Source organism: Thermomonas hydrothermalis (assembly GCF_900129205.1).
In the GTDB taxonomy this organism is placed as follows: Bacteria; Pseudomonadota; Gammaproteobacteria; order Xanthomonadales; family Xanthomonadaceae; genus Thermomonas; species Thermomonas hydrothermalis.
Genome location: NZ_FQUK01000002.1, coordinates 15757 through 34311, shown reverse-complemented (window position 1 = coordinate 34311; position 18555 = coordinate 15757). Strand labels below are relative to the sequence as shown.

Sequence of the window (18555 nt, the reverse complement as noted above, 5' to 3'; positions counted from 1 at the left end):
GGGGTCATCGCAGGCAAGCAGCGGTCTGGTAACTGGCAAGACATCGACAACAAGACAAAGGACACGGACATGGCACATTTCGAACTGATCAATCAGGTGGCACCCAATGCCGTCATCAAGGTCATCGGCGTCGGCGGCGGCGGTGGGAATGCGGTTGCACACATGGTCAACAGCGGGGTCGAGGGGGTGGAGTTCATCACCGCCAACACCGACTCACAGGCCATCAAGAACTGCGGTGCCAGCATCCAGCTCACCCTGGGCAGCAATGTCACCAAGGGGCTGGGCGCGGGGGCCAATCCCGAGGTCGGCCGGCAGGCGGCGCTGGAAGACCGCGACGCCATCATGGAGGTGCTGCAGGGCGCCGACATGGTGTTCATCACCGCCGGCATGGGCGGTGGCACGGGCACCGGCGCGGCGCCGGTGGTGGCGCAGCTGGCCAAGGAGCTTGGCATCCTGACCGTGGCGGTGGTGACCAAGCCGTTCCCGTTCGAGGGGCGTCGCCGCATGCAGGTGGCCCAGAAGGGCATCGAGGAACTGAGTCAGCACTGCGACTCGCTGATCACCATCCCCAACGAAAAGCTGATCACCGTGCTCGGCCGCAATGCCACCATGATCCAGGCGTTCCGCGCTGCCAATGACGTGCTGCAAGGCGCCGTGCAGGGGATCGCCGACCTGATCGTCAGCCCCGGCCTGATCAACGTGGACTTCGCCGACGTGCGCACGGTGATGAGCGAGATGGGCCTGGCCATGATGGGCACCGGCGTCGCCCGCGGCGATGACCGCGCGCAGGCCGCGGCAGAGGCAGCGATCCGCAACCCGCTGCTGGATGACGTCAACCTGCATGGCGCCAACGGCGTGCTGGTCAACATCACCTCCGGCCCTGACCTGACCATGGCCGAGTTCGACGAGATCGGCCGTGTGATCAACGAGTTTGCCTCCGAGGATGCGACCGTCATCATCGGGACCTCGCTGGATCCGGCGATGCAGGACGAGGTCAAGGTCACCGTGGTGGCGACCGGCCTCAGCCGCGCCGCCGTGCGTCAGAGTCCGGTCGAGACGACCCGCAGCCATCGCTTCGAAACGCCACAGGAGCCGCTGCGTCGGCCGTCGATCCAGCTGATCAACACCCAGCTCAGGCGCGATGGCACCACCGGTCTGCCGATCGACGCCGTGGCGGACGAGGGCTATCGCCAGCCACCGTCCAGCCTGTCGAGCACCCTGCGCAACAACGTCGGTACGACGACGGCGATCAACGATCTGTCCAAGGATGAATATCTGGAGATTCCGGCGTTCCTGCGCCGGCAGGCCGACTGAATGATGCAGTGAGGTCAGGGCGCCTGAATCCGGGCGCCCGTCATGTCCGATTCCCTGGCCAGGCGTGCCGCCTGGCCGGGCCTTGGCCGGTCCGCCTTGGGCCGGCCATTTCTTTGGTCGCGATATGCAAGGCGGCGCAGGTCTTGCTCCCCTCGATTGGCCGTGGGCGATGGCGGTCTGCGGTGTCGTCGGAGGGTGATAGCATGCGCGCGCATGCCGCATGGAGCCGCTGCCCAGCCCACGTGCGTCCAGATGGAGCAGGTCAGCGGATAGTGCGTTGAGTGGGGCGCGCTGGAGGCGCCAAGCAGGTATGTCTTCCTGAGCAGGGGTCTTTTTGCATCTGGAATCATCCGTGCTCGATGCTGAGCTACTGCGGGCCTATCGTGAGACGCATTACTGCGTTTACGGCCCGACGCCGTTTGTGCTGCGCATCGACAGCGCCAGCCCGCCGCTGGCGGCGCTGCACCAGCGCATGGGGGTGTCCTGCAGTGCCTTCATCACGGCCTGCAACCCGTACAGCCAGGCCATCGGGGCGGAAGAAAACGCCCGGCGCCATGCGGCGCTCGCGGCGGACCTCGCCCGGCAGGGGTGGGTGTTTTTCGAAGGCGTGGGCCAGCATCCGGACAATGGCTGGCCAGCGGAGCCGAGTTTTCTGGTGCTTGGGCTGACGCGGGAGGCCGCCAGTGCCTGGGGCCGCGCGTTGCAGCAAAACGCCATCGTGCACTGCGGGGTGGATGCCGTGCCGAGGCTTGTCGTGCTGCGTTGAGGTCAGCGGGGCGGCAGGCTTGGCCGACGGGACTCTTCGAAGCGCGTCAGCCGTAGCAGTGGGCGAGCATCGGTCAATCGCACGCCCCTGGTGGCGGCGTGCTGCAACACAGTGTTTACGTTCAGGTTCAGCCTGGTGCGTGCTACAGTGCAATGATGCTGCGTCAGCGTACCCTCAAAAATGTCATTCGCGCCACCGGCGTCGGCCTGCATGGCGGCGAGAAGGTGTTTCTCACCCTGCGCCCGGCGCCGATCGATACCGGCATCGTGTTCCGGCGGGTCGATCTGGAGCCGGTCGTCGAGCTTCCCGCGCGCGCCGATCTGGTGGCCGAGACCACGCTTTGCACCGGGCTGGCCCGCGACGGGGTGCGGGTGCAGACGGTTGAACACCTGCTGTCGGCGCTGGCCGGACTAGGGATCGATAATGCCTACGTCGAGCTGACGGCGCCGGAAGTCCCGATCATGGACGGCTCGGCCGGCCCGTTCGTGTTTCTGCTGGAATCGGCCGGGATCATCGAGCAAAACGCCCCCAAACGTTTTATTCGGATCCGCTCGCCGGTGGAGGTGCGCGACGGCGACAAGTTCGCCCGGTTCACGCCCCACGACGGGTTCCGGCTCGATTTCACGGTGCAGTTCGACCATCCGGCGATCCCGGACACGCTTTCTCATGTGCGGCTGGAGTTCTCGACTGACGCCTATGTGCGCGAGGTCAGCCGTGCCCGCACGTTTGGCTTCATGCGTGATCTGGAATACATGCGCGAGCGCAACCTGGGGCTGGGCGGGTCGATGGACAATGCCATCGTGCTCGACGACTACCGGGTGTTGAACGATGACGGGTTGCGCTATGCCGATGAGTTCGTCCGGCACAAGATCCTGGATGCAGTCGGCGATCTGTACCTGGCCGGGCATCCGATCCTGGGTGCCTATGAGGGATACAAGTCCGGGCATGCGCTGAACAACCGGCTGGTGCGGGCGCTGCTGGCCGAGGCGGGGGCGTGGGAGCAGGTCGTGTTCACCGACCCCGAGCAAATGCCTGCCCTGGGATATGCTCCGGCCCCTGCGTTGGCCTGATCGCGTGACCCAGGCCGTGCCCGCTCAACGCGGTTCTTGGTCATGGCCGGCGGGCGCGTCCGCCGCCTCGCGCAGCAGCGCCAGCGCCGCCTGCAATCCTGCCGGTACGCCCCGGCGCGGTGTGCTGGCTGGCGCGGTGGTCGTGGGCGCGATGACGCGGATGTCGATGGCATCCACATCCAGCCCCAGCGTCCTGGCCGCCTCAAGCAACGCAGGTGTCGCCAGCCGTAACCGGGTATGCCAGGCGGCGGAATCGGCCGTCAGAATCAGCCTGCGGTCGCGGACATTGGCCAGCCGCACATGGCCGGCCGCTCCGGTCGGCAGCAGGGGGCGCAGCATCTGGTCGAGCGTTTGCAGCCAACAGGCGCGGCGCAGGATGTCCCCAGCGCTGCCGTCCAGCAGTGTGTCCAGCGCCTGCTTCGGCAGGGTGGCGGACGGGGAAAGGGGGCGGGACGCAGACATGCGCAGGGATCCGGTGTGAGAGAACGGGCAACCAGCCGACACGATACCCCGACGCACGCGCTCGTGCAGGGGCTGGCGTTGCGCCACCCCTGGGCGCTGCTGGCCCTGGTCTTGGGCGCGGGCATGCTGTGTGGGCTGGCGCTGCGAGGGGGACTGGCAGGCGCAGCGGTCGAGACGCAGCGGCTGGCGATGGCGGGCCTCGGCGGTGCTGCCTCCGGCGTGCGGGCCTGGGCAACCGGCCGCACCGAGGTGGGCGCGGCCCGCTGGCGGCAGGTGGCCGCGTTCGTCCTGGCCGCGCCGGTCTGGGGGGCGCGCCCGCGCGGGCGTGCAGGCTCAAGGCATCGCGCGCCAACGCCGCTACGGCGCTGGCTGGGACACTATGCCGGGCTGGCCCGGCACGGGCCGGCCTGGGGCTGATCCGGTCGGGCCGGCCAGCGCGGCAGGCCGTCACCGGCTACACTTTCGCGTTCCCGAGCGGCGGCATGCCGTGTTCGGGCAGTTGCCGCCCATTTTCACGATGTCGCGCCAGCGGCGCGCATCCCGCAGGGATTTCCTGACCCATGCTCAATAGTTTGCTTACCCGCATTTTCGGCAGCCGTAACGAACGGCTGCTCAAGCAGTACGGTGCCGTCGTTAAAAAAATCAACGCGCTGGAGCCGCAGATGCAGGCGCTCTCGGACGAGGCGCTGAAGGCCAAGACCGCCGAGTTCAAGCAGCGCCTGGCCAATGGCGAGTCGCTCGATCGGCTGCTGCCGGAAGCCTTTGCGGTCTGCCGCGAGGCCAGTGTGCGCGTGTTTGGAATGCGCCATTTCGATGTCCAGCTGATCGGCGGCATGGTGCTGCACGACGGCAAGATCGCCGAGATGCGCACCGGCGAAGGCAAGACCCTGACCGCCACCCTGCCGGTGTATCTCAATGCCCTGGAAGGCAAGGGCGTGCACGTGGTCACGGTCAATGATTATCTGGCCCGCCGCGATGCCAGCCAGATGGGCCGCCTGTACAACTGGCTGGGCCTGAGCGTGGGTGTGGTGTATCCGGGCATGCCGCATGCAGACAAGGCCTCGGCGTATGCCTGCGACATTACCTATGCCACCAACAACGAAATCGGCTTCGACTATCTGCGCGACAACATGGCGTTGTCCAAGGAGGAGCGCTTCCAGCGCGGCCTGCATTACGCCATCGTCGACGAGGTGGACTCGATCCTGATCGACGAAGCGCGCACGCCGCTGATCATCTCCGGGCCGGCCGATGAGTCGCCCGAGCTGTACGTCAAGGTCGATGCCATCGTGCCGGCGCTGGTGCGGCAGCAGACCGAGGAATCGGAAGGCGATTACTGGGTCGATGAAAAGCAGAAGCAGGTGCACCTGTCCGAGGCCGGTCAGGAACACGCCGAGCAGCTGCTGCGGCAGGCCGGCCTGCTGGGCGAGAACGAGAGCCTGTATGCCGCGCACAACATCCACCTGGTGCACCATCTCAATGCCGCCTTGCGTGCCCATGCCTTGTACCAGCGCGATGTCGATTACATCGTGCGCGATGGCGAGGTGATCATCGTGGATGAGTTCACCGGCCGCACCCTGCCGGGCCGGCGCTGGTCGGATGGTCTGCACCAGGCGGTGGAGGCCAAGGAACGTGTGCCGGTCCAGCGTGAGAACCAGACGCTGGCGTCGGTGACGTTCCAGAACCTGTTCCGCATGTACAAGAAGCTGGCCGGCATGACCGGTACGGCCGACACGGAAGCCTACGAGTTCCAGAGCATCTACGGTTTGGAAGTGGTGGTCATCCCGACCCATCGGCCGATGATCCGCAAGGACCATCCGGACATGGTTTTCCTCAACAAGGCCGGCAAGTACCGGGCCGTGATCCGCGACATCCAGGACTGCGTCAAGCGCGGGCAGCCGGTGCTGGTGGGCACCACCTCGATCGAGGTGTCGGAACTGCTCAGCGCCAAGCTGCGCGAAATCGGCATTCCGCACGAAGTGCTCAATGCCAAGCAGCACGAGCGCGAGGCCCACATCGTCGCCCAGGCGGGTCGTCCCGGCGCGGTGACCATCGCCACCAACATGGCCGGTCGCGGCACCGACATCGTGCTGGGCGGCTCGCTGGAGGCCGAACTGGCCGCGCTTGGCGAGAATGCCAGCGAGGCAGACAAGGCGCGGGTTCGCGAGGAGTGGCAGAAACGGCACGAAGCCGTGGTCGCCGCCGGTGGCCTGCACATCATCGGTACCGAACGGCACGAGTCGCGCCGCATCGACAACCAGCTGCGCGGCCGTTCCGGTCGCCAGGGCGATCCGGGGTCGTCACGCTTCTATCTGTCGCTTGAAGACAACCTGATGCGCATCTTCGCCGCCGATTGGGTGAAGAAGGTGATGGAGCGCATGGGGCTGAAGGAGGACGACATCATCGAGTCACCACTGGTGACCCGGCAGATCGCCAACGCCCAGCGCAAGGTCGAAGCGCACAACTTCGACATTCGCAAGAACCTGCTGGAATACGACGACGTCAACAACGACCAGCGCAAGGTGATCTACCAGCAGCGCAACGAGCTGCTGGAGGCCGACAGCATCAAGGACAATATCGAAGGCATCCGTCGTGACGTGGTGGCCGACACCGTGGCCCGCTATGTGCCGCCGGAGTCGATCGATGAGATGTGGGATCTGCCGGGGCTGGAGGCGGAGCTGGCGTCCGAGTTCGGTTTGCAGCTGGATCTGACCGGTCTGCTCAACAGCCGCGAGGAGCTGGATGCCGCGCAGATCGAGGCCTACGTCCAGCAGGCGATGGATGCGCTGTTTGCCGAGAAGGAAGCCCAGATCGGCAGCGAGACCATGCGCATGCTGGAAAAGCACGTGATGCTCAACGTGCTCGACCAGAACTGGAAGGAACATCTGGCGCGCATGGACTACCTGCGCCAGGGCATCCACCTGCGTGGCTATGCGCAGAAGCAGCCCAAGCAGGAATACAAGCGCGAGGCGTTCCAGCTGTTCACCGAACTGCTGGAGCGGGTCAAGCGCGAGGTCATCTCGCTGCTGGCGCGGATCCGTGTGCGCAGCGAGGAAGAAGTGGCCGCTGCCGAAGCCCAAGAGCGCGCCCGTGCCGAGGCGGTGGCGCGGCAGATGCAGTACCAGCATCCGGAGACCGGTGGCTTGGGCGCCGACGAGGAAGCACTGGATGTGCAGGTGCAGAGGGCCATTGCCTCCGGCCGGATCGGGCGTAACGACCCGTGCCCATGTGGTAGCGGTAAAAAGTTCAAGCACTGCCATGGGCAGTTGGCCTGACCCAATCCGGAAACCAGCGGGTGACATCGCCCGGAGGGCGCCATGAGCGCATCCCCGGGCGCACCTGGCACGGTGCCGCCATCGCCGGTGCAGGTGGTGGCGGCGGTGATCCGTGATGCCCGCGGACGGATTTTGTTGACCCGGCGAACCCAGGGCCGCGATCTGGCCGGGTTGTGGGAGTTTCCGGGCGGCAAGATCGAACCCGGCGAAAGTCCGGAGTCGGCGCTGGTGCGCGAGCTGCAGGAGGAGCTGGGCATCCGTGCCGAAGTCGGCGCGCAGGTGGCCTGCGTGGAGTGCGACAACGGCGGCAAGCGGGTACGCCTGGACGTGCGGGAAGTCCGCTTCGAGGGCAAGCCGCGTGGCGCCGAAGGGCAGGCGCTGGCCTGGGTGCCGCTCCACAAGCTGCCGGAGTACCCGATGCCGCCGGTCGATCGTCCGGTGGTGCAGCAGCTGCTGGCCCAGGCAGAGGAGTGATCCCGCAAAAGATTGCGGGCGGATGTCGCACGTCACCGTTGACTGGGCCGCGCTGCGTCAGCGTGCGGCCAGACGGCGGTAGAGGCGATCCAGCCGGGCCACGCCTGCGGCCAGGGCGTCCGGGCTGCCTTCGTTGCGCAGGACGTCATCGGCGATCGCCAGACGTTCGCGGTGGCTGGCCTGGGCCTGCAGCATGCGTTGGGCGAGATCAATGTCGATCCCGTCGCGCTGGCATAGGCGCTTAAGACGCAGTGCCGCATCGGCCTCCACCAGCAGGATCCGGTGCAGCCACGGGTAGGCGCTGCGGCCGCCGCTTTCGGCCAGCAGCGGAATCGAGGCGATGGCATAGGGGCTTTCGGCGTTGCGGCAGGCGTCATGCAGGGCCGTGCGCACCCGCGGATGGACGATGGCTTCCAGCTGCGCTTTGGCGGTCGGGTCGGCGAAGATGCGGCGGCGCATCGCCGCCCGGTCGAGCTGGCCGTCCTGGGTCAGCACCTGCGGCCCAAATGTGGCGACCACCTCGGCCAGGCCTGGGCTGCCCACGGCCAGGGCGTCACGCGCGGCGGCATCGGCATCCGCCACGACGATCCCCAGTGCACGAAAGCAGGCCTCGGCCAGGCTTTTGCCCGAGGCCACACCGCCGGTCAGCCCGATGATGACGTCGCTCATCGGCGCATTATCGCCGGCATGCCCGGCGCAAACACGATCGCCTCATGCCTCGGCGGGGCTGTGCGAGCTGTCTGCAGCGCCTGCGGACGCGCTGCGGTCACGGCCATGGTCGCGTGCCAGATACAGGTAGAACGCCGGCAGCACGAACAAAGTGAACAGCGTGCCGATGGTCATGCCGGCAGCGATCACCACACCCATCGAGAAGCGCGAGGCTGCGCCCGGGCCCTTGGCCAGCAGCAGCGGGATCATCGCGAACACCAGCGCGGCAGTGGTCATCAGCACCGGACGCAGGCGGATGCCGGTGGCCTCCTCGATCGCTTCGCGCTTGGACAGGCCGCGCTCGATCTGCAGCTTGTTGGCAAACTCCACGATCAGGATGCCGTGCTTGGAGATCACGCCAATCAATGTGACCAGGCCGACCTGGGTGTAGATGTTGATGCTCATGCCGGGGAAGGCTTCGATGCCGGCAAACTGCAGCACGTTGGCGGCCAGCGCCAGGACGTTGAGTGCCAGCAGGGCGCCGCTGATCGCCATCGGTACGGTCAGCAGCATGATCAGCGCATCGCGGAAACTTTCGAACTGGGCCGAGAGCACCAGAAAGATCACGAGCAGGGCCAGCACCAGGGTCAGCAGCATGGCCGAGCCTTCCTGCTTGAACTGGCGCGACTCGCCGGCGTAATCGACGCTGTAGCCCTGCGGCAGAACCTCACGGGCGGCTTGCTCCAGGATCGTCAGCGCCTCGCCTTTGGTCACGCCCGGGCGCGGGGCGAAGGTGATCGACACCGCATTGAGCTGCTGGAATCGCTTGAGTGACTGCGGCTGGGTGGTTTCCCGGAGGGTGACCAGTGTGGACAGCGGGATCAGCTGGCCGTCGCGGGTGCGGGTGTAGTAGTGCTCGAGATCGTGGGCATTGAGCCGGTCGCTGCGCTGCACCTGTGCGATCACCCGGTAAGAACGGTTCTGCATCGCGAACAGGTTGGTGTAGCCGCCCGCCAGCATCGCCGACATGTCGGCCGCCAGGGTGGCCATGTCGATGCCCAGACTGGCGGCCTTGTCGCGGTCGACCACCACCTCGATCTGCGGCTTGTCGATCTTGAGATCCTTGTCCAGGAAGATGAAGCGGCCGCTGGCGCGCGCCTTGGCCAGCACGGCATCCGCCAGCTCCGCCAGCTGCGAGAGCTGGCCGACGCCACCGATGATGAACTCGCCGCCCGAGCCACCGCCGCCGGCGCTGGGCAGCGATGGCGGCACCAGGGCAAACACGTTCAGGCCGGTGATTTGTGCAAGCTTGGGTTGCAGTTCCTGCTGCAGCACGGCGTTGGTGGTGCGGCTGCGTTGGCTCCATGGCTTGAGCGCAAAGCCGCCCATCGCCATCGGGCTGGCGCCGCCGCCACTGCCGTCGAAGTCGCCGTTGAACAGGAAGTAGTTCTGGATCTCTGGCGTATTGCGGGCAATCTGGCCGATTTCTGCGGTGTAGCGTTCGACATACTCCAGCGTGGCGGTGGGGTCGGCATTGGCCACCATGAAGATGAAGCCTTCGTCCTCGACCGGCGCCTGTTCGCTGGGAGCGGTGGTGTACAGGAATACGCAGCTGACCAGCACGATCAGGCCGAACGCGGCGATCACGGCTGGGGTTTCCAGCGCCCCGTGCAGCCGCTGCTGATAGGCGTGGCGCAGGACCTCGAACCGTCGATCCAGCCAGGCCTCGAGACGGCCTTTCGGGTGTTCTTGGTCGTGCCCCTTGAGGATGCGCGAGCTCATCATCGGGGTCAGGGTCAGGGCAATCACCCCTGACAGCAGCACGGCGCCAGCCAGGGTGAAGGCGAACTCGGTGAACAGCACGCCGGTCAGCCCGCCCTGGAAGCCGATCGGCAGATACACCGCGATCAGGGTGGTGGTCATCGCGACCACCGGCCAGGCCAGCTCACGCGCACCGCGGATCGCCGCATCCAGCGGTGTCATGCCGTCCTCGATATGGCGGTGGATGTTCTCCAGCACGATGATCGCGTCATCGACCACGATGCCGATCGCCAGCACCATCGCCAGCAAGGTCAGCAGGTTGATCGAAAAGCCCATCACCAGCATCAGGAACATGCCGCCGATCAGCGACAGCGGAATCGTCACCGCCGGGATCAACACGCTGCGCAGGGAGCCCAGGAACAGGTAGATCACCACGATCACGATCACCAGTGCCTCGATGAGCGTGCGGATCACCTCGTTGATGGCGTCCTGGATCGCCTCGGTGCTGTCATACGGAATGGTGGCGGTGATACCTTGCGGAAGTTGCGGGACGATCTGGCTGTCCCAGAGTTTGCGCACGGCCTTGATCACATCCAGCGAGTTGGCATCCGGTGCCACATAGATGCCCATGAAGGTGGCCGCCTGGCCATTGATGCGGACCGAGGTGCCATAGCTTTCCGAACCGAGCACCACATCGGCCACGTCACCCAGTCGTACGATCGCCCCGTTTTGCTCGCGGATCACCAGTTTTCGGAACTCGTCGGCGTTGCGCAGATCGGTGCGGGCGGTCATGTCGATCGCCACCATCTGGCCCTTGGTCGAACCCACCGCAGCCAACACGTTGTTTGCCTGCAAGGCGCGGCTGACATCGCTGGCAGTGACCTGGAGCGCGGCCATCTTCTCCGGCTTCAGCCAGATGCGCATGGCGAATGTGCCTGCCCCCAGGATTTCAGCACGCTGTACGCCCGGCACGGTGACCAGCTTGGGCTGCACCACCCGAACCAGGTAATCGGTGATCTGGTTGTTGTCCAGGGTGTCGCTGGCGAAGGAGACATACATCGCCGCGATCTGCTCGCCCTGTTGCAGGTCGATCACCGGGTCTTCCGACTGCCGGGGGAGCTGGCCACGCAGCTTGTTGACCTTGGCGCTGACCTGGGTCAGCACCTGGTTGGGATCCTTGTCCAGCCGGACATAGGCCTGGATCGTGCTGACGCCAGCGGCGCTGGTGGAGGCGATGTAGTCGATCCCCTCGGCGCTGGCGATCTCGCGTTCCAGCGGCGTGGTGATGAAGCCCTGGATCAGGTTGGCATCGGCACCGTAATAGACAGTGGTGACGTTGATCACCGCATTGCGCAGCTCCGGATACTTGCGCACGTTCAGTTCACTGAAGGCGCGCAGCCCGAACAGCAGAATGAACAGGCTGACGACCATCGCCAGCACCGGCTTCTTGATGAAGATGTCCGTGAACTTCATGGGGTGTCCTGGCGCAGGGGGCGGGCGTGCCGATACAGGCCGGCCCGCCGCCAGAGGGGTTAGCGGTTGTCCACCTGCGGATGCAGGTCGGCAGCCGGTTGCACCGTGTTGTTGATGGTCACCTCGGCATCGTTGCGCAGTTTGAGCAGGCCGGAGGTGACCACGGTTTCGCCTGGCGTCAGGCCGCGTTCGACCGCGATCAGGTCGCCGCGGGTGGCGCCGGTCTTGATGAAGCGCTGGGTCACGATCAACTTGTCGCCGCTGACCGGTTTGCCTTGCATGTCGGTTTCACCGGGTTTACGCGGCACGCGGGTCACCACGAACACCACGTTGCCATACGGGTTGAAGCTGACGGCGGTCTGCGGGATCACCACCACGTCGCGGGCCTGGCCCAGGCCAAAATCGACACGGGCGAAGCCGCCCGGGCGCAATGCGCCATCGGGGTTGCGCAAGGTCGCCTGCGCTTTGAAGTTGCGGGTGGCGACGTCGACTTGCGGTTCCAGCGCGGTCAGGGTGCCGGTGAAGGTGCGCCCCGGCAGCAGGTCGGAGGTGGCCGTGACCGGCATACCTACACTCAGCTTGCCAAGCATCTGCTCGGGCAGACTGAAGTCCAGATAGATCGGATCGAGCTGCTGCAATGACACGATCGCGGTGCCTGGCGCCACGTACTGGCCGAGATTGACTTTGCGCAGCCCCAGCACCCCGGAGAACGGCGCACGGATGGTTTTTTGCGCGATCAATGCCCGCTGGGCCTCGACCTGCGCCTGGGCGGTGGCGGCCGCAGTCTGCTTCTGCTGGACGTCATCCCTCGAGACCAGCTGGTCGTGACCCAGCCGCAACCAGCGTTCCGCCTGCACCTTGGCCAGTTGCGCCGAGGCCTCCAGCGCCTTCAGTGTCGCCTCCTCGTTGGCGGTGTTCAGGCGCACCAGTACGGTGCCGGCCTGCACCGGCTGGCCGGCCTGGAACTCGATGCTGCGCACCACGCCACCGGCTTCGGTGGTGACATCGGTGCCGTTGACGGCCACCAGCGTGCCGACCGCCTGGCCGATCGGCGCCCAGCGTTCGGTTTTCGCCACAAATGTGCTGACCGCCACCGGTGGTTGCGGCATGTGGTCGAAAAAGGCGTTGGTCTTGCGCGCGAACACGGCCTTGATCAGGAACACGCTGCCGAATACAGCCAGCACGACGGCCAGCATCACGAGCCAGCGCAGGGCAGGGCGAGGCCGGGGCGGGGTGGAGGTAGGCGTCATCTCGGGCGTCCGCAGCAGTCGGGTGGAAGAAAACACAGCATGCCAGTGTAACCGGAAACGTGCCTGGGTGAACGTGCCGTTCCTCATGTATGGCGTCAACACATACGCCAAAGGCAGGCAAACCGAGCCATGCGCGCACAAAAAAACGCCCGGCAATGGGGTTGCCGGGCGTCACGCCACCGGACCGGAGGGGGAAGGTCCGGTGTATCCGGAGGAACGGGTTACTTCGGGGCCTTGGCGCCGGCCTTGCCGGGCTTGTCGGCCTCGTCCCGGAACTGCGCACTTGCCAGTTCGAACTGGCGCTTGGCCAGCGCACCGAGTTCTTCCTGGGTCTTGAGCGTGTGGGCGATCACTTCCTGCGTCGCGCCCAAGCTGCGCTCGACATTGGCGCGGGCCACTTGCAGACCCTTCGGCCAAAGCGTCTTCATGGCATCGAGGTCGCGTGCTTCCACCAGTTCGCCGGCAAAGGCGAAGGTGGCCTGGAGGTTTTCTTCCAGGGCGGCCAGGTGCAGGCCGAACGCCTTCTCGGCATTGGCGAGCGCCAGTCGATTGACGTTGGCAGCCACTTCGGCGAACTGGCCGGTAGCCTTGCTGAACGAATCATTGAGCTGGAACATGGCGATCTCCTGCGGTTGAACCGGCGGATGTCGGTTGTGCAGTGCAGCATAGACCGCGCTTTGTTGCGACGCAACAAAGTCAGGAGTGTTCCTGTAGATCAGTCAGCAATCGTTCACGTTTTGCCCTGGCGTGACCGTGGTCCTGGCCCATCTGCGTGGGGTGTGGCCAGTGCCGGCACGGCTTCCGGGCCCGCCACCATCCGGGCAAGCGGCGCCAGATGCTGCAGGGCACGGGCATACACCCCGCGCTTGAACGCCACCACATGCGTGAGCGGGTACCAGAACGGCACCCAGCGCCAGGCGTCGAACTCAGGGGTGTCGGTGAGGTCGAGCCGTAAGTCACTGTCTTGGCCGCGGAAGTGCAGCAGAAACCAGACCTGCTTCTGGCCGATGCAGACCAGCCGGTCGCGCGTGCGGATGGCGTGCGGTGGCAGCCGGTAGCGCAGCCAGCCGGGTGTTGCGCCAAGCACTTCGACGTGCTGGGGCAGCAGTCCAGTCTCCTCGCGCAGCTCGCGGTACATGGCTTCGAGCGGGGTCTCGTCGGTGTGGATGCCGCCCTGGGGAAACTGCCAGCCATCGCGCCGGACCCGGCGCGCCCAGAACACACGCCCGTCCTGTTGCATGAGGACGATGCCGACGTTGGGACGGAAGCCGTCCGGATCGATCACGATGCGGACTCCGTGAGACGTACGATGCGGTGACTGTGCCAGCCCATGTCGGGGTCGGCAAGCGCTGGCGCTGGCGATTGACGGCCTGTGCATGGATCGGGATAATGCTCGGCTACTCGATGGCTATGTAGCTCAGCCGGTTAGAGCACAGCACTCATAATGCTGGGGTCGGTGGTTCGAGTCCACCCATAGCCACCAAACCGTTTCCGCGCAGTCCTGACAACCCCGCAGCAGCGGGGTTTCTAGTCTTTAAGCTTTCCTTCGCTCCGGGGGCTGGCCCGACCATGGACATCTACAAGACGTTCACCATCGAGGCCGCCCACCGGTTGCCGAATGTTCCGGTCGGGCACAAATGCGCGCGCCTGCATGGGCACTCGTTCCGGATCGAGTTGCACGTCAGTGGCGAGGTGGGGGCCGAGACCGGCTGGGTGATGGACTTTGCTGACCTGAAGGCAGCGTTCCGCCCGCTGTACGAGCAGCTCGACCATCACTATCTCAACGAGATTCCCGGCCTGGAAAACCCCACCAGCGAGAATCTGGCGATCTGGATCTGGCAGCGGCTCAAGCCACAGCTACCGCTGTTGTCTGCCGTCGTGGTGCACGAAACCTGCACATCGGGTTGCCGCTACAGCGGCTGAGCGCGGCGCATGTCGGCCGCCAGCGTGCGGATCGAGTTGCAGGCGGAATCCGCCATTCAAGCCCAGTGATTTCGGGTGAGTGCCGGCGCGCCGCGCTGGCGTTACGCGCCTGCCAGTTGCGCCTGCAGTGCCGCCCGCACGCGCTGGAATTCGGCAACGATCCCGGCCACAGCGGCCGCCGGCTCGGTCAGGGTGCCATCGCGCACGCCGTGCTCCAGCTCGCGCGCGGCATTCGACAGCGTCACGGCGCCGACATTGGCGCTGGATGATTTGAGTGTGTGCGCTGCAACCCGCAGGGCGACGGTGTCGCCCTCGACGGCGGCACGCTCCAGCTGCGCGATCAGCCGCGGGGCATCTTCCAGATAGACGGTGATCAGTTTGTCGATTTCCTCGCCCAGCACTTCGCGCAGTTCGGTCAGCACGGCGCTATCCAGTACCGAGGGAGTGCGCTGGGCCAGTTCGGCGGGCGGTGGCAGACGCTCCGGGACTGTCATTCGGGTGCCCTTCCAGCGGGCGATGCATTGCTCCAGCTCGGCCCGGGTGACCGGTTTGGCGAGGTAGTCGTCCATGCCGGCATCCAGGCATTTCTGGCGATCACCGGCCATCGCATTGGCGGTCATGGCGATGATGGGCATACGGCGGCCAGCCTGACGCTCCTGCTCGATCTCGCGCCAACGGCGAGTGGCGGTGTACCCGTCCATGACCGGCATCTGGCAGTCCATCAGGACCAGGTCGTATTCGTTGGTCTGCAGTTTTTCCAGTGCGACTTGACCATTGCCGGCGGTGTCGCACTGGGCACCAAGCACTTGCAGCAGACGTTGGGCCACCATCAGGTTGACCGGGTTGTCCTCCACCAGCAGGATGCGCGCCGGCTGCTGTGGTTTGGGCTGCGACTTGGGTTGGTCGGGCGCAGTCGGAGCCGGCGCCTGGGGCGATGGGGGTGCCGGGTGTGGATCCTGGTGTGCCCAGGCCGCGCCGGAGGCCGACAACGCAGCACGCAGGTCGGCATCTGCGAGGTTGCGCGGGATCAGGGTGGCCCCCATCGGCAGTTCCAGCGAGGTGACGTCGTCGCCGCGCAGATAGATCAGCCGGACGTCGCCATAAAGCTCGCGGCGCTCCAGGTTGCGGGCCAGGGAGACGGCGGTGCTGCGCATGCTGGAAAGATCGGCCAGCACCAACGAATACGCCCAGGGTTCGCCTTGGGCATGGGCCTGACGCAGGCGTTCCAGGGCATCATGGGTGTTTTCCGCCGTGGTGATGCGCAGACCCCAGTTGGGCAGCAGCATGGTCAGGCGCGCCCGTAGCTTGGGGTCGGTGGTGATCAGCAGTACCCGGCCACCGTGCAGCTCTTGCAGCTGGGCCGGCATGTCGCCGGTCACTTTGAGCAGCGGGATCTCGAACCAGAAGGTCGAGCCCAGCCCGGGCTGCGATTCCACGCCGATCCGCCCCCCCATCAAGGCCACGATGCGATGCGAAATCGCCAGGCCCAGGCCGGTGCCGCCATACAGCCGGGTAGTGGAGGCGTCGGCCTGACTGAATGGCTGGAACAGCTTGTCGCGAACCGCCGGTTCGATGCCGATCCCGGTGTCCTGCACCTCAAAGCGCAGCAGATGCTGGGCGGGGGTTTCGCCGATCCGCTTGACGGTGACGGTAATGCTGCCGCGATCGGTGAACTTGATGGCGTTGCTGACCAGGTTGGTCAGCACCTGGCGCAGACGAACCGGATCGCCGCGCACCGGCAGCCGCACGGCTGGGTCGATGTAGAGCGCAAGATGCAGGCCCTTGGCCTCGGCCGAGCGCTCCATCAGGGTGATCACGCTCTGCAGCAGTTCGCGCAGATTGAAGTTGGTGGTTTCCAGCTCCAGCCGGTCGGCTTCCAGTTTGGAGTAATCGAGGATGTCGTCGACGATCCGCAGCAGTTGCTGGGCAGAGGTGATGGCGGTTTTGAGGATTTCCTGCTGGTCCGGACTCAACCGCGAACTGGCGAGCAGATCCAGCATCGGGATGATGCCGTTGAGCGGGGTGCGGATCTCGTGGCTCATCGTGGCCAGGAATTCGCCTTTGGCCATGGCCGCCGCTTCGGCGGCCTGCTTGGCGCGGGTCAGTTCCTGTTCGAGCCGGGTGTGGCGGTCGATCTCGCGCTGCAGCAGGCTGATTTCTTCGGCGTGACGTTGCACCAGTTCGGCCTGTTCGCCCAGCGCCGTTTCGCGGGTGCGCAGGGTGTGCACGAGGATTCCTACGCCGAGTAGCGCCAGCAGTGCGAGCAAAAGCGCGATCAGCGGCCACGGCCCCGCAACCCCCAGTTGCGCCAGGCTCAGCGCAATGATGACGCCTGTCGCTGCGCCCGGTGCCAGCCAGCGGGCGTAGGCCAGGGGACGCGTATAGCCGGTCTCTGTGGTCACAGGGTGGCGCTCTGGAAGTCAAACTCCAGGGTCTGGTCAGGATGTTGCACCAGATTGCCCTGGATGAAATCGATCCCGGCCAGCCAGAGGGTGGAGGCGGCCTGCGGGTCTTCGATGGCCTGGCCGATCACCATCAAGGCCTGCCGGTGGGCCATGTCGATCACGGTTTTCATTTCGTCACGCAGTTCGCGCGGCAGCGGGTGCCGGGAAAACTCGGCAGACAGGCGCAGATACCCCAGTGGTAACTCCCGCAGCAGCTGTTTGGAATCCTCGTTGTCACGGAACTGGCTGAGGCAGAACTGGACGCCCAGCGGGATCATCTGTTCGCAGAAGCGTTGCAGCAGCAGCACATGGACGATGGCATCTTCCAGGCGAACATCGATCACCAGTGATGTGCCGTCCACCTGACGCGATCTCAGGGCGTCTTTCAGCCAATCGGCATAGCTGTCTTCGCCCAAGGTCTGCGGCGACTGCGAGACGAACAGGCGCATCGGCCGGCCTTCTTCGCGGCGCTTTTGCAGCAGATCAAGGGCATGCGTCATCACCCAGCGATCCAGTGCCGGCATCAGGCCACTGGCCTGAGCGGCCGGGAGAAATTCCGCCGCCCTGCGGACGTTGCCGTCGGCACCATTCATGCGCAGCAGGACCTGGAACTGAGCCTCTTCACCGCCGGCCACCGCCACGATCGGCTGGAAGGCCAGGTACAGGCCTTGCCCATTCGGCGCCAACGCGGCGCGCAGCTCCTGCACCAGCTGGCTGTCGGCGGTGGTGTCGGGTGGCGTATAGGCCGCAATGCCGGACGGTGACGCATGCGCTTCCCGAGCGGCCTCTTCCGCCGCTGCCAGAACCGCGCCGGCATCGGCAAAGCCATGTTCGTAACTGGCATAGCCGATGGTGCAGCGCAGGCGTAGCTGCTCGCCTTCGACCTGGAAGTCGTGATACCCGATGCCGTCGCGCAGGCGGCGGGCAAACTGTTCCAGCGCGTCCCGATCCAGCCCCTTGGCGGCCACCAGAAAGACGTTGTCACCGAGGCGGGTGGCGGGGTGGTCACCGATCAGAGTGGCCAGGAAGCGACCGGCTTCGTTCATCAGGGACTCGAACGCAGCGTATCCGTAACGGTTACGCAAGGCGGTGGCGTTGCCCATTTCGATCAGCAGTGCACCGCCGCCGGCGCCACTGGCCAGTTGTGCCGCCAGAATCTGTAGCAATGTCGTGCGCAGGTACAGGTCAGTCACCGGGTGACGGTCGGATCCGGTGGCGGCCGGCAAGGTCGCCTGCAGCGCCCGCGCGCGCCGGATCCGGCTCTGCACCGCCACCACCAGGTGGCGCGGCCGAACTGGTTTCAGGATGAAGTCGTCACCGCCGTGTTCCAGCACTTCCAGCTGGCGGTCAGGGTCTTGGTCGCCGGTCAGAAACACCACCGGGGTATGCAGGAAGCGCGGAATCTCGCGGATCTGTTCAGTCAGCTGGGTGCCGCTGATGCCAGGCAGGTGCAGATCCATCAGGATGAGATCCGGATTGAAGCGCTCCACCGCTTCCAGCACCCGTTCGGGCACGGCCACCACTTCCACCTGCATGCTGGCGCCGCGCAGGATGGCCTCGGCAAAGACAGCCTGGCTGCGATCGTCCTCGACGATCAGCACGCGGTAGGGCAGGCCATCGCTGGCAGTGGGGTCCTGTACGGTGCTCATGTCAGGGCCTCCCGCGGGCGGGTGACGGCGCGGGTGAGGCGTGCGGTCA

14 protein-coding genes, 1 tRNA gene and 1 pseudogene are annotated in these 18555 nt (G+C 65.8%); 8 read left to right on the top strand and 8 right to left on the bottom strand.

The annotated features are described in order from the left end of the window. Positions 1 to 69: 69 nt before the first annotated feature. From ftsZ to lpxC, 3 genes are all read left to right on the top strand, one after another. Positions 70 to 1314 carry a cell division protein FtsZ gene (gene ftsZ, locus BUA29_RS00785; protein WP_072754736.1) on the top strand — a complete coding sequence of 415 codons (1245 nt, stop codon included), beginning with the start codon at positions 70 to 72 and terminating at the stop codon, positions 1312 to 1314. A 352-nt stretch (positions 1315 to 1666) separates the two neighbouring features. After that, complete coding sequence (locus tag BUA29_RS00780) at positions 1667 to 2080, top strand: DUF3293 domain-containing protein (protein ID WP_218587140.1); 414 nt, start codon at positions 1667 to 1669, stop codon at positions 2078 to 2080. A 155-nt stretch (positions 2081 to 2235) separates the two neighbouring features. Continuing rightward, positions 2236 to 3150: a UDP-3-O-acyl-N-acetylglucosamine deacetylase gene (gene lpxC, locus BUA29_RS00775; protein ID WP_072754800.1), complete on the top strand. Its 915-nt coding sequence runs from the start codon at positions 2236 to 2238 to the stop codon at positions 3148 to 3150. Positions 3151 to 3174: 24 nt separating this feature from the next. Here the strand turns inward: lpxC and BUA29_RS00770 are convergent, their stop codons facing one another. Further along, entirely contained in the window at positions 3175 to 3612 is a 438-nt protein-coding gene (locus tag BUA29_RS00770) for a DciA family protein (protein WP_072754735.1), read from the bottom strand. A 15-nt stretch (positions 3613 to 3627) separates the two neighbouring features. On the opposite strand from BUA29_RS00770, the gene BUA29_RS00765 reads away from it, so the two are divergent. The 3 genes and pseudogenes from BUA29_RS00765 to mutT all read left to right on the top strand — a co-directional run. Then, entirely contained in the window at positions 3628 to 4029 is a 402-nt protein-coding gene (locus tag BUA29_RS00765) for a hypothetical protein (protein ID WP_143148755.1), read from the top strand. A 143-nt stretch (positions 4030 to 4172) separates the two neighbouring features. Then, complete coding sequence (secA, locus tag BUA29_RS00760; RefSeq protein WP_072754733.1) at positions 4173 to 6884, top strand: preprotein translocase subunit SecA; 2712 nt, start codon at positions 4173 to 4175, stop codon at positions 6882 to 6884. 72 nt (positions 6885 to 6956) lie between these two features. Then, positions 6957 to 7337 (top strand): annotated as a pseudogene (mutT, locus tag BUA29_RS00755) (8-oxo-dGTP diphosphatase MutT); the annotation flags it as partial. A 78-nt stretch (positions 7338 to 7415) separates the two neighbouring features. Here mutT and coaE read toward each other — a convergent pair. From coaE to BUA29_RS00730, 5 genes are all read right to left on the bottom strand, one after another. Then, positions 7416 to 8027, bottom strand: coding sequence for a dephospho-CoA kinase (gene coaE / locus BUA29_RS00750; RefSeq protein ID WP_072754731.1), 612 nt, complete (start codon positions 8025 to 8027; stop codon positions 7416 to 7418). Between the two features lie 42 nt (positions 8028 to 8069). Continuing rightward, positions 8070 to 11240 (bottom strand): efflux RND transporter permease subunit, encoded by a 3171-nt coding sequence (locus BUA29_RS00745; RefSeq protein WP_072754730.1) that lies wholly within the window; start codon positions 11238 to 11240, stop codon positions 8070 to 8072. Positions 11241 to 11299: 59 nt separating this feature from the next. Then, entirely contained in the window at positions 11300 to 12490 is a 1191-nt protein-coding gene (locus tag BUA29_RS00740; RefSeq protein WP_072754729.1) for an efflux RND transporter periplasmic adaptor subunit, read from the bottom strand. Between the two features lie 221 nt (positions 12491 to 12711). Further along, positions 12712 to 13107 (bottom strand): phasin family protein, encoded by a 396-nt coding sequence (locus tag BUA29_RS00735; RefSeq protein ID WP_072754728.1) that lies wholly within the window; start codon positions 13105 to 13107, stop codon positions 12712 to 12714. A 113-nt stretch (positions 13108 to 13220) separates the two neighbouring features. Then, a complete protein-coding gene (locus BUA29_RS00730) occupies positions 13221 to 13775 on the bottom strand; it encodes an RNA pyrophosphohydrolase (protein ID WP_072754727.1) in 555 nt (184 codons plus the stop codon). Between the two features lie 121 nt (positions 13776 to 13896). Between BUA29_RS00730 and BUA29_RS00725 the strand changes: the two genes are divergently transcribed. After that, positions 13897 to 13973 (top strand) — tRNA-Met (locus BUA29_RS00725). An 86-nt stretch (positions 13974 to 14059) separates the two neighbouring features. Beyond that, positions 14060 to 14413, top strand: a complete 354-nt coding sequence (gene queD / locus BUA29_RS00720) for a 6-carboxytetrahydropterin synthase QueD (RefSeq protein WP_072754726.1) — start codon at positions 14060 to 14062, stop codon at positions 14411 to 14413. A gap of 101 nt (positions 14414 to 14514) precedes the next feature. Here queD and BUA29_RS00715 read toward each other — a convergent pair whose 3' ends face one another. Both BUA29_RS00715 and BUA29_RS00710 read right to left on the bottom strand, forming a co-directional pair. Beyond that, entirely contained in the window at positions 14515 to 16767 is a 2253-nt protein-coding gene (locus BUA29_RS00715) for an ATP-binding protein (RefSeq protein ID WP_072754799.1), read from the bottom strand. A 44-nt stretch (positions 16768 to 16811) separates the two neighbouring features. Then, positions 16812 to 18506 carry an EAL domain-containing protein gene (locus BUA29_RS00710; RefSeq protein ID WP_072754725.1) on the bottom strand — a complete coding sequence of 565 codons (1695 nt, stop codon included), beginning with the start codon at positions 18504 to 18506 and terminating at the stop codon, positions 16812 to 16814. Positions 18507 to 18555 lie beyond the last annotated feature (49 nt).